This is a genomic window from Duganella radicis (genome assembly GCF_009720825.1).
Taxonomy (GTDB): Bacteria; Pseudomonadota; Gammaproteobacteria; order Burkholderiales; family Burkholderiaceae_D; genus Rugamonas; species Rugamonas radicis.
Genome location: NZ_WNKY01000075.1, coordinates 1 through 12,252, shown reverse-complemented (window position 1 = coordinate 12,252; position 12,252 = coordinate 1). Strand labels below are relative to the sequence as shown.

Annotated in this window: 5 protein-coding genes; all 5 read left to right on the top strand. The window is 66.3% G+C overall.

Annotated elements, in window-relative coordinates:
- The coding region (gene fliO / locus GM676_RS30345) for a flagellar biosynthetic protein FliO (RefSeq protein WP_155468295.1) at positions 1-432 on the top strand (432 nt) is incomplete at its 5' end.
- Entirely contained in the window at positions 422-1,177 is a 756-nt protein-coding gene (gene fliP / locus GM676_RS30340) for a flagellar type III secretion system pore protein FliP (RefSeq protein ID WP_155468294.1), read from the top strand. The genes fliO and fliP, both read left to right, overlap by 11 nt.
- A gap of 9 nt (positions 1,178-1,186) precedes the next feature.
- Entirely contained in the window at positions 1,187-1,456 is a 270-nt protein-coding gene (gene fliQ / locus GM676_RS30335; protein ID WP_155468293.1) for a flagellar biosynthesis protein FliQ, read from the top strand.
- Between the two features lie 93 nt (positions 1,457-1,549).
- Positions 1,550-2,392: a flagellar biosynthetic protein FliR gene (gene fliR, locus GM676_RS30330; RefSeq protein ID WP_155468292.1), complete on the top strand. Its 843-nt coding sequence runs from the start codon at positions 1,550-1,552 to the stop codon at positions 2,390-2,392.
- Positions 2,393-2,477: 85 nt separating this feature from the next.
- Complete coding sequence (locus GM676_RS30325; protein ID WP_229262930.1) at positions 2,478-12,050, top strand: SPM autocatalytic domain-containing protein; 9,573 nt, start codon at positions 2,478-2,480, stop codon at positions 12,048-12,050.
- Positions 12,051-12,252: the final 202 nt, after the last annotated feature.

Genomic DNA, 12,252 nt, shown 5'->3' with positions numbered 1-12,252 from the left:
GCCGATGGCGCGCCTGCGGTGCCGGCGACGGCGGCGCAGCCCAGCGCGCTGGCCATGACCATCCCGACGCCGCCGGCCAGCACGCCCTCGACCGGCGGCAGCCTGCTGCAAACCTCGGTGGCGCTGCTGTTCGTGATCGGCCTGATGCTGGGCCTGGCCTGGCTGACCAAGCGCTTCGGCCCGAAAAACTTCGGCGGCGGCAGCAGCAACGTCAAGCTGGTCGGCTCGCTGAGCGTCGGCACGCGCGAGCGCATCCTGGTGGTGGAAGTCGGCGAACAATGGATCGTGGTGGGCGCCTCGCCCGGCCGCATGAACGCGCTGGCCACCATGCCGCGCCAGGAAAGCAGCGAACCGGCGGTCGCGGCCACCGTGCCCGGCGCCAACTTCGCCGACTGGATCAAACAAACCATCGACAAACGCAATGGCAAATAAGCTGTCCGCCAAATCGCTGTTCCTGCTGGCGGCGCTGGCGCTGCCGCTGGTGGCCAGCGCCGACTCCAGCGTCGGCATTCCCGCCCTGACCTCCACGCCTGGCCCGGCCGGCAGCACCAACTACACGCTGCCGATCCAGACCATGCTGCTGATGACGGCGCTGACCTTCATCCCGGCCGCGCTGTTGCTGATGACCAGCTTCACCCGCATCATCATCGTGCTGTCGCTGCTGCGCCAGGCGCTGGGCACGCAGTCGGCCCCGCCCAACCAGGTGATGGTCGGCCTGGCCCTGTTCCTGACCCTGTTCGTGATGGGCCCGACTTTTGACAAAATCTACAACGAAGCCTACCTGCCCTTGCAGGAAAATAAGTTGACCATGCAACAGGCGCTCGACAAGGGCGCCGCCCCATTAAAAACTTTCATGCTCAAGCAGACCCGCCAGGCCGACCTGGCGCTGTTCGTCAAACTGTCGCGCAGCCCGGCCTTGCAGGGGCCGGAAGACGTGCCGTTGCGCATCCTGGTGCCGGCGTTTGTCACCAGCGAGCTGAAAACCGCGTTTCAGATCGGCTTTGCCATCTTCATTCCATTTCTGATTATCGACATGGTGGTCGCCTCTGTACTTATGTCGATGGGCATGATGATGATGTCGCCGGCGGTGATTTCGCTGCCGTTCAAGCTGATGCTGTTTGTGCTGGTGGATGGCTGGCAGCTGCTGCTGGGTTCGTTGGCCCAGAGCTTCTACTAGGAGAGCGCCATGACGCCCGAAAGCGTGATGACCATGGGGCGCCACGCCATGGAGATTACCCTGATGATCGCCGCCCCCATGCTGCTGGTGGCGCTGATCATCGGCCTGGTGGTGTCGATTTTCCAGGCCGCCACCCAGATCAACGAGCAGACGCTGTCCTTCATCCCCAAGCTGGTCGGCATCTTTGTCGCGCTGGTGCTGGCCGGGCCGTGGATGCTGTCGGTCATGCTGGACTATATGCGCGAGGTGTTTTCCGGCATCCCCCTGCTGGTAGGCTAGGGTGTTTTGCCAATTTGTAACAGTTTCCGATTTACCAAAAAGTTCGTCTACAATACTTGAAAAAGATGCCAGATGGAAATGTAACAAACCCTCATGCTGACCATCTCCTCTGCCGATATCAACATATGGATCGCTAGCCTGCTGTGGCCGCTCGCCCGCATCATGGCCCTGATCGCCGCCTCGCCGCTGCTGGGCAACAGCGCGGTGCCGGCCAGCGTCAAGGTCAGCCTGGGTGTCGGCATCGCCGCGATCGTGGCGCCGGCGGTGCCGGCCTGGCCGGCTACCGATCCGCTATCGATGGCGGGATTGTTGATTGTGGCGCAAGAAATGCTGATCGGGTTGGCGATGGGATTCAGTATCCGTATCATTTTTGCGGCGGTGGAGATGGCGGGGGAAATTTCCAGTCTGACCATGGGCCTGGGCTTCGCGACGTTTTTCGACCCCACCACCCAGGGCCGCTCGTCCGCCATCAGCCAGTTTTTGTCGCTGGTGGCGACCATGGCGTTTTTGTCGGTGAATGCGCATCTGGTGTTGCTGTCGGCGCTGGTGGAAAGTTTTTCCACCCTGCCGGTGTCCAGCATCCCGGTCTACGGCGGCGGCTTCAAGCAGCTGGCCGACTGGGGCGGACGGATTTTCAGCACCGGCGTGCAGTTGTCGCTGCCCATCGTGGCGGCCTTGTTGATTACTAACGTGGCGCTCGGCATCCTGACGCGCGCCGCGCCGCAGTTGAATTTATTTGGGATCGGTTTTCCGATTACGCTGGGGGTGGGCTTGCTGGTGATCGCCATGACCCTGCCCTACCTCGGAACACCGATCCAGAACCTGTTTCTGGATGGGATTGAACGCGCAAGGCTGATGCCGCGCACCTGGTCGCAGCGCCCGCCCGTAGCCAAACCGGCAACTTCGCCGGTGAGGCCGCCGGGCCTGCAACCATAGGGAAATTCAATAGCTATCGCGTGATTTTCGGTTTCCATGAGGCAATAAGCCGGGTATCATGGAAGCTTGCCTGGAGAAGCCTGTAATGACCACGATCGTACCGACCTTTACCACTGACGACATCATTTCCTGGACCACCAGGCAGATCGTCACGCTCACGACCGAGGACATGCGGGCCTTCTCGTCCGACCAGATCGGCGTGATGACGACCCAGAGCGTGCGCGCCCTGTCGACCCTGCAAATGTCCTACCTCAGCCTGGATGGCGTGGTCGGCCTGACCACGGACGCGATCCAGGCCCTGAAACCGGCCAACATCAGCGCGCTGACCAGCGACCAGGTGCTGACCCTGTCCACCGACCAGCTGGTGGCCCTGACCACGCAGGAAGTGGCGGCCCTGACCACCCGCCAGCTGAACACGCTGGCGCCGACCCAGCTGGCCGCGCTGGAAACCCAGGACGTGCGCGCGCTGCAACTGACGCAAGTGGCCGCCATCAGCTCCGACCAGATTATCAACCTGACCACCGACCAGCTCACCAGCATGAGCTCGGCGCAACTGCGCGCCATCAGCACCCGCGCCATCACCGCCCTGAGCTCTGATCAGTTGAGCTCGCTGGTGTCGAACCAGTTGCAACAGATCGCCACCGAGCAGCTCAACGCCCTGACCGCCGGCCAGCTGTTCTCGGTGACCACCGACCAGATCGCCCAGTTGAGCACGCAGCAAGTCAGCGCCCTGTCCAGCAGTTTCCTGCAAAGCCTGAGCAGCGACCAGTTCACCGCCATTGAAACGCGCGACCTGATCTGGATGAGCAGCCAGCAGATCCGCGCCCTCACCGACGTCCAGCTGGCGGGCCTGAGCACCGACCAGGCCCACGCCCTGCGCAGCAACGAGATCGCCGCCCTGCGCGCCGACCAGTTGGCCGTGCTGAGCACCGACCAGTTGCTGGCCCTGACCTCGCTGGCACCGCTGAACGCGGTCCAGATCGGCGGCCTGACCACCGACCAGGTCACCTCGCTGGCGACCAAGACCATCGCCGCCCTGAACAGCATGCAACTGGCCGCGCTCAACGGCGACCAGGTGCTGGCCCTGAACAGCGACCAGCTGGTGGCGCTGGGCACCACCCAGATCCAGGCCCTGACCACCACCCTGATCAGCCAGCTCGACACCAACCAGATCCAGTTCATCGAAACGCGCGATGTCGCCGCTTTCACCAGCGCCCAGCTGCGCGCCCTGAGCGCCGACCAGCTGGTGGCCCTGGGCACGGCGCAAGTGGCGGCGCTGGGCACCAACAGCATTCCCTTCCTGCGCCCGGACCAGCTGGCGGTGCTGAGCACCGACCAGATCTCGGCGCTGAAATCGCTGCTGCCGCTGACCAGCGCGCAAATCCAGGGCTTGACCACCGACCAGTTGGTCTGGCTGGACACCAGCGACCTGGTGGCGCTGACCAGCACCCAGCTGGCCGCGCTCACCTTTGACCAGGTGCAATCGCTGACCACCGACCAGGTGATCCTGCTGAGCACCGGCCAGGTCGCCGGCCTGACCACCAGCATGCTGAGCCAGATGACCACCGACCAGGTGCGCGCCATCGAAACGCGCGACATCCGCGTGCTCAACACCAGCCAGATCCGCGCCCTGACCTACGACCAGTTGGTGGCCCTGACCACCGACCAGATCTTCGCGCTCACCACCGACGAGGCGCGGGCGCTGCGCCCGGACCAGCTGGCCGTGCTGACCACCGACCAGATCGTGGCCCTCAAGACCGTGCTGCCGCTGACCACCGGCCAGCTGTCCTCGCTGACCACCGACCAGATCGCCGCGCTGGAAACCAAGGACATCGCCATCCTCGGCAGCAGCCAGCTGGCCTCGCTGAACGCCGACCAGGTGGCGGCCCTGACCAGCGACCAGCTGATCGCGCTGGGCACCGCCCAGGTGGCCAGCCTGGGCACCGCCATGCTGACCGCCCTGACCACGCTGCAAGTGCAGGCGCTGGAAACGCGCGACGTCGCGGTCCTGAACGGCAACCAGCTGCGCAACCTCAGCACCGACCAGATCTTCGCCCTCACCACCGACCAGGTGGCCGCGCTCAACACCGGCGCCGAGCAAGCCCTGACCGTCGACCAGATCGCCAGCCTGAGCACCGACCAGATCGTGGCGCTGAAAACCCTGGTGCCGCTGACCACCGCGCAAATCCAGGCCCTGACCACCGACCAGCTGGTCTCGATTGAAACCCGGGACGTGGTGGCCCTGACCAGCGCCCAGCTGGCGGCGCTGACCGCCCCGCAGGTGCAGGCGCTGACCACCGACCAGCTGGTGCAACTGACCGCCTCGCAGTTCGCCGACCTGAGCACCAATATGCTCAACACGCTGACCACCGACCAGATCCGCGTGATCGAAACCCGCGACATCGCCGCCCTGCGCGCCGGCCAGGTGGCGCAACTGGCCACCGACCAGCTGGTGGCGCTGCTGACCGACCAGTTCAACGCCCTGACCACCGCCGCCGTCGGCGCCCTCACCACCGACCAGATCAGCGTGCTGACCAGCGACCAGCTGAACGCCATGAACTCGCTGGCCGGCATGTCCAGCCGCCAGCTGGCGGCCTTCACCACCGACCAGATCACCTCGCTGTCGACCCGCAACCTCGGCACGCTGGCCAGCAACCAGCTGGGCGTGCTGAACTCGGACCAGGTGCTGGCCCTGACCACCGACCAGATCATCGCCCTGAGCGGCGCCCAGTTCCGCGGCCTCAGCTCGAACGGCATCATGGCGCTCAACACCGACCAGCTGCGCGCCATCGAGACGCGCGACATCGCCGTGCTCAACACCCAGCAGCTCAATAAGCTGAGCACCGACCAGATCATCGCCCTGCTGACCGAGCAGATCGCCGCGCTCGGCACGGCGCAGGAAATCGTCCTCACCAGCGACCAGATCACCGCCCTCGGCACCGACCAGCTGGACGCGCTGCGCTCGTGGTCGGTGCTGACCACGCGCCAGATCCGCGCCCTGACCAGCGACCAGATCGGCGCCATCAATTCGGCCGACCTGGTGACCCTCAGCACGCGCCAGCTGGCCGCCTTCACCAGCGACCAGCTGCAATCGCTGAACACCGACCAGATCATCGCCCTCAGCAGCGAACAGATCGCCGCCCTCAGCACCTCGGCGATCGCCGTGCTGAGCACCGACGCCATCGCCGCGATTGAAACGCGCGACATCCGCGCCATGCGCACCGCCCAGATCGCCCGCCTCAGCACCGACCAGGTGGTGGCGCTGCGCACCGACCAGCTGGCCGCCTTCACCACCGCCGAGGTGCGCGCCCTGACGCCGGAACAGTTGGCCGTGCTGAGCAGCGACCAGCTGGAAGCGCTGCAACTGCTGCCGCTGGTCACCAAGCAGGTCATCGCCCTGACCAGCAGCCAGATCGCCTCCCTCAGCACGGCCGATTTCGCCGCCCTGCAAACCGCGCAGCTCGCCGCGCTGACCTCCGACCAGGCCGGCGCCATCACCAGCGACCAGATGGTGGCGCTTAACACCCTCCAGCTGCGCGCCCTGAGCACCAGCACGCTGGCGGCGCTGGGCACCGACCGCATCTTCGCGCTCAGCAACGGCGATTTGGCCGCGCTCACCACGCGCCAGATCGCCGTGCTGACCAGCGACCAGCTGCTGGCCCTGAACACCAGCCAGCTGCGCGCCCTGACCACCCAAGAGATCGCCGCGCTGACGCAGGTGCAGCTGTCCGGCCTGAACGACACCCAGCTGGACGCCCTGCTGACCCTGGCCGCGCTCAGCACGCGCCAGCTGCAGGCGCTGAACACCGACCAGGTCTCGCACCTGAACCTGGCCGACCTGCGCTCGCTGACCACGCGCCAGGTGGCGGCGCTGACGGTGGACCAGGTGTCCACCCTGACCACCGCCCAGATCGCCGGCATGCTGACCGCGCAGTTGCGCGCGCTCGGCACCACCGCCATCCAGGCCCTGACCACCGACCAGATCATCGCCCTCACGGCGTCCGAGCTGATCAGTATGAGCACGCGCCAGATGGCCGCGCTGACCACCGACCAGGTGGTGGCGCTGCGCACCGACCAGATCCAGGCCCTGACCACGCAGGAAATCGCCGCCCTGACGCCGGACCAGAAAGCCGCGCTGAGCAGCGACCAACTGGCCGCCCTGAGCTCGCTGGCCAGCTTCTCGACCGCGTCCATCGCCGCCCTGACCACCGACCAGATCGTCAACCTGTCGCTGGCCATCTTCGCCGGCCTCACCACGGCGCAGATCGCCTCGCTGACCACCGACCAGGCCTCGGTGCTGACCACCAATGAAATCGTGGCCCTGACCACCCGGCAGGCGCGCGCCCTGAGCGCCGCCCAGCTGGGCGTGCTCAACACCGACCAGCTGCAAGCCATGGAGCTGGCCGATCTGCAAGCGCTGAGCACCAAGCAAATCATCGGCCTCAACACCGACCAGATCAGCAATCTGCTGCTGAGCCAGGTGGCCGGCCTGAGCACGCAGATCATCGCCGCCCTGACCACCCAGCAGGTGCGCGCGCTGACCACCGACCAGATGGCCGCGCTGATCACGCTGGCGCCGCTCAACAGCCGCCAGATCGGCGCCCTGAGCACCGAGCAGGTCGCCAGCCTGAGCAACATCGCCACGCTGAAAACCAGCCAGATCGCCGGTCTCACCAGCGCGCAGATCGGCGCCCTCACCACCGACCAGATCGTCGCCCTGACCACCCAGCAGGTGCGCAGCCTGAACGCGGCCACGCTGGCCGCGCTGTCGACCGACCAAGTGCGGGCGATTGAACTGGTGGACATCGCCGCCCTCGGCAGCAACCAGATCGTCGCCCTCAACAGCGACCAGTTGACGGCCCTGACCGGCGGCCAGTTCGGCGCGCTCGGCACCAAGATCCTGGGCGCCCTGACCACCAAACAGGTCGCCGCCCTCGCCACCGACCAGCTCGACAGCTTGGCCTCGCTGGCGCCGCTGACCACGGCGCAAATCCGCGCCCTCACCAGCGACCAGCTCAGCAGCCTGCTGGTGTCGCAGATCAGCACCCTCAAGACCGCCCAGCTGGGCGCCTTGACCAGCCTGCAAATGCAGTCGCTCAGCACCGACCACATCGTCGCGCTGACCACCCAGCAGGTGCGCGGCATGGGCAGCGCCGCCATCAGCCGCCTGAGCAGCGACCAGATCATGGCCATCGAACTGGCCGACATCGCCGTGCTGACCACCGCGCAGGTGGCCGGCCTGACCACCGACCAGGTCACGGTACTGACCCTGCCGCAGCTGTCGGCCCTGACCTCGCAGGAAATCGGCGCCCTGACCAGCAGCCAGCTGGGCGTGATGACCACCCAGCAGTTCGCCGCGCTGGGCAGCCTGGCCGGCCTCGGCACCAAGCAAATCGCCGGCATGTCGTCCGACCAGATCCTGGCGCTGACGCCGGCCCAGGTCGCCGCGCTGAAGACCGCGCAACTGGCCGCGCTGAACAGCCTGCAAATCCAGTTCCTGACCACCGACCAACTGCCGGCCCTGACCACCGCGCAAATGCGCGCGCTGTCCACCCTGGCCATCTCGGCCCTGACCACCGACCAGTTGAACGCGCTGGAAGCCGCCGACCTGCGCGCGCTCAACTCGGCCCAGGTGAACGCCCTCACCAGCGACCAGCTGGGCGGCCTGTCGCTGCCGCAGTACAGCAACCTGAGCACGCAGGAAATCGCCTTCCTCAACACGCGCCAGATCGGCTACCTGAGCAATGCCCAGCTGGACGCGCTGTCCAGCCTGACCGTGCTGACCACCAACCAGGTGCGCGCGCTGACCACCGACCAGCTGGTCAATATGGCGGTCGGCAGCCTGACCACCTTCAAGACCAGCCAGATCGCCGCGCTCAGCAGCGCGCAGGTGGACGGCCTGACCGATCCGCAACTGATCGCGCTGTCCACCGCGCAAGTGCGGGCGCTGTCGGCCAGTCTGCTGTCGCACCTGAGCCTGACGCAAATCGTCGCCATCGAAACCGAGGACTTCGCCGCGCTCAGCACCAGCCAGCTGCGCGCCCTCACCACCGACCAGATGGCAGTGCTGACCACCGACCAGCTGCACGCGTTGAGCGCGGTCAGCGTGGCGGCCCTGACGCCGGCCCAGATCGGCGCGCTGGACGTCAACCAGCTGGCCGCGCTGGGCAACCTGGCCGACTACACCACCAGCCAGATCGCCGGCCTGTCGACCACCCGCATTTCCTCGCTGAGCCAGAGCGATATCGACGTGCTCAACACGCGCCAGATCGGCGCCCTGACCTCGATGCAGGTGGCGGTGCTGAACGGCACCCAGCTGGCTCAACTGAGCGGCGACCAGATCGGCGCCCTCAGCACCAACGCCTTGAAAGGCCTGGATGCCACCAACGTCGGCTTCATCGACGCCGGCGACTTTGCCTTCATCAAATCGTCGCAGCTGCGCTCGCTCAACAGCGCGCAGTTGCAGGCCATGACCACCGACCAGGTGGCGGCGCTGAGCACCCAGAGCTTGGGCGGCCTGAGCGCCACCCAGACCACCCTGCTGACCACCGACCAGTTGAACGCGCTGAGCAACTTCGCCAGCCTGGGCACGCTGCAAATCCGCGCCCTGACCAGCGACCAGCTGCCGCTGCTGACGGTCGGCCAGGTGGCGGCGCTGACCACGCGCCAGATCGCCGCCCTGAGCAACACGCAAACGCCGTTCCTCACCACCGACCAGATCGTCGCCCTCGACACCGGCGACCTGATCGCCATGAACACGCGCGCCCTGCAAGCGCTGACCACCGACCAGATCGGCGCCATCGAAGGCGTCGACCTGGCCGCGCTGCGCTCGACCCAGTTGTCGGTGCTGAGCACCGACCAGCTGCTGGCCATCAACACCAACCAGATCAGCCAGCTCAGCACAGGCGCCCTGGCCGGCCTCAGCGTCAACCAGGCCAAGAGCCTGAGCACCGACCAGTTGGTCAACCTGACCGGCGGCCAGCTGCGCGCCTTCAGCACGCGCGCCATCGCCGCCCTCAACACCGACCAGTTCCTGGCCATCGAGGTGGGCGACATCGGTTCGCTGAGTACCGCGCAAATCGTCGCGCTGGGCACGCTGGACATGACCATCATCACCACCGATCAGCTGCTGGGCCTGACCTCGCAACAGGTGCGGGCGCTGACCACGGCCCAGGTCAACACCCTGACCTCGGACCAGCTGGCCGTGATCCCGCTCAGTTGGCTGGGCACGCGCGCCGTGCCGGGCCTGAGCACGGACAGCCTGAGCGCGCTGGACGATACCCAGCTGGCGGCGCTCAGCACGGCGCAGGTGGGCGTGCTGTCGACCAAACAGGTCAGCTCGCTGACCACGCACCAGATCCAGGCCCTGAGCGTGGCGCAGTGGCGCGCCATGAGCACCAACGGCATCCGCGTGCTCAATTCGGACCAGCTGGCCGCGCTGGAGGAGGAAGACCTGGCCGGCCTGAAGACCAGCCAGTTCTCCTCGCTCAGCACCTTGCAGATATCGCAACTGAGCGCGGCCCAGATGGCCCAGCTGAGCACGGCCGAAGTGGCCACCATGACGCAGGCCCAAGTCAAGGCCCTGAGCACCGACCAGCTGGCCGGAATGGTCTCGCTCAGCCCGCTCACCACGCTGCAATTCAGCGTGCTGACCAGCGACCAGCTGCAATCGCTGGACGCCGACCATATCGCCTCGTTGAAAACCTCGCAGGTGGGCGCGCTGACCAAGATCCAGGTCGGCACCCTGACCACTGCGCAAATCATCGCGCTGACGGCGGCGCAGACGCGCGCGCTGGCGACGGCGGCGGTGCCGGGCCTGACCACCGACCAACTCATGTCGATGGAATTGGAAGACCTGCAAGCGCTCAGCAGCAGCCAGATCGGCGCCCTCAACACGGCCCAGTTCAGCATCCTGTCGGTGGACCAGCTGGCCAGCCTGGGCACCGGCCAGATCCGCGGCGTCACCGCCAACGACATCAAGGCGCTGAACACCGACCAGCTCAACGCCCTGTCCACGCTGGGCACGCTGAACGCCAGCCAGGTCCAGGCGCTGACCTCGGACCAGCTGAACATGATGGACGCCGACAGCTTCACCTCGCTCGGTTCGGCGCAGATGGCGGCGCTGGCGGCGGCGCAGGTGGCACAACTGTCGACCGCCCAGCTGGGCAGCCTGACGGTGTCACAAGCGGGCGGCCTCAAGCTGCAATACCTGAGCACCGACCAGGTGCCGCAACTGAGCGTGGCGGCCATGGCCAGCCTGACCACGGCCCAGCTGCCGTCGCTGACCTCGGCGCAGATCGGCGTGCTGACGCCGGATCAGCTGAACGCCTTGTCGACCAAGGCGTTGCCATCGATGACCGCGGCCCAGATCAAGGCCCTGAGCACCGACCAGATAAACGGCCTCACCACGCTGACCAAATTGTCTTCGCAACAGATCGGCTACCTGACCTCGGACCAGATCAGCGCGCTCGACTCGACCCTGTTCGACAGCATGAGTACGCGCCAGCTGTCGGCGCTGGTGTCGGCGCAGGTCGTCGGCATGACCACCGACCAGATCGGCACCTTCAGCACCGCCGACATGGGCGCGCTGTCAGTCAACGTCCTCAACGCGCTGAACTCCGACCAGGTGGGGGTGCTGGACGCGACCGACATCGCGGCGTTGAAAACCGCGCAGATCAATGGCCTGAAAGCCGGCACCGTGGCGCTGCTGAGCATCGAGCAAGTGGGCGCCTTCAGCACCCAGCAGATGCGCAACATGAGCAACGCCGTGCTGAAAATGCTCAGCACTGACCAGATCGCGGCGCTCAGCATGGCGCAGGTGACGGCCCTGCTGGCGACGCAAATTTCGGCCCTGAGCGCCGACCAGAAAGCCGTGCTGCCGGCGGCCAGCCCGCTGATCCTCGACCTCGACGGCAATGGCGTCAGCACCCTGGGCATCAATGCCGGCGTGCGGTTCGACATCCGCGCCGACGGCCAGAAAGTCAACACCGGCTGGGTTGGCGCCGGCGACGGCTTGCTGACACTGGACCGCAACGGCGACGGCCTGATCAACGACGGCGGGGAACTGTTCGGCACCGCCACCAACAGCGCCAGCGGCGGCAAGGCGAAAGATGGCTTCGCGGCGCTGTCCGAACTCGACAGCAACCACGATGGCGTGATCGACAGCCAGGACGCGCAATTCGGCGACCTGCGCGTGTGGGTGGACGCCAACGCGGACGGCATCAGCCAGGCCGGCGAATTGCAAACCCTGGCCGCGCTGAACGTCGCCAGCCTGAAGGTGACGGCGCAGGAAACCAGCGTGGTCGACCAGGGCAACTGGATCGGGCTGGAGTCGAGCTACACCAGCGGCGACGGCGGCACGCACGCGCTGGCCGACGTCTGGTTCCTGGCGCAGCGCACCGCCAGCCTGACACAGGCGATCGCCAGCTATGGCCAGCAAGCGGCAGGCGAGGTTGGCGCCAACAGCGGCAACAGCAGCACCGGCCAGCTGACCCAGCCATCCGCCAACAGCAGCCTCAGCAACAATGTCGCCGCATTGGCCGAACAGATGCAGCACTACGCCACGACAACCGCCCTGAGCGGCGTCGCGACGGCCCAGCACGACGACTGGCTGCGCAAGCAGACCAGCGCCAGCCAAGGCATCCTCGCGGCGAAGTAAAGCAAAACGGCCAGCTGAAAAGCTGGCCGTTTGTCATTCCGGCGCAGGCCGGAATCCAATTAGGTTCCGGCCTGCGCCCACTAGTGTCCGGAATAATTTGCTTGAATAAGCCAGGAGGTGTTGCAGGTATTGGTTAACGGGCGTATACCCGTAGTCGCCAAACTCAAAAACCAAAACCCGCAACATGTTCAGGATATCGACT

Coding starts and splice junctions, on each gene's coding strand:
- fliQ (WP_155468293.1), top strand. CDS start 1,187: ATGACGCCCGAAAGCGTGATGACCATGGGGCGCCACGCCATGGAGATT.
- GM676_RS30325 (WP_229262930.1), top strand. CDS start 2,478: ATGACCACGATCGTACCGACCTTTACCACTGACGACATCATTTCCTGG.
- fliP (WP_155468294.1), top strand. CDS start 422: ATGGCAAATAAGCTGTCCGCCAAATCGCTGTTCCTGCTGGCGGCGCTG.
- fliR (WP_155468292.1), top strand. CDS start 1,550: ATGCTGACCATCTCCTCTGCCGATATCAACATATGGATCGCTAGCCTG.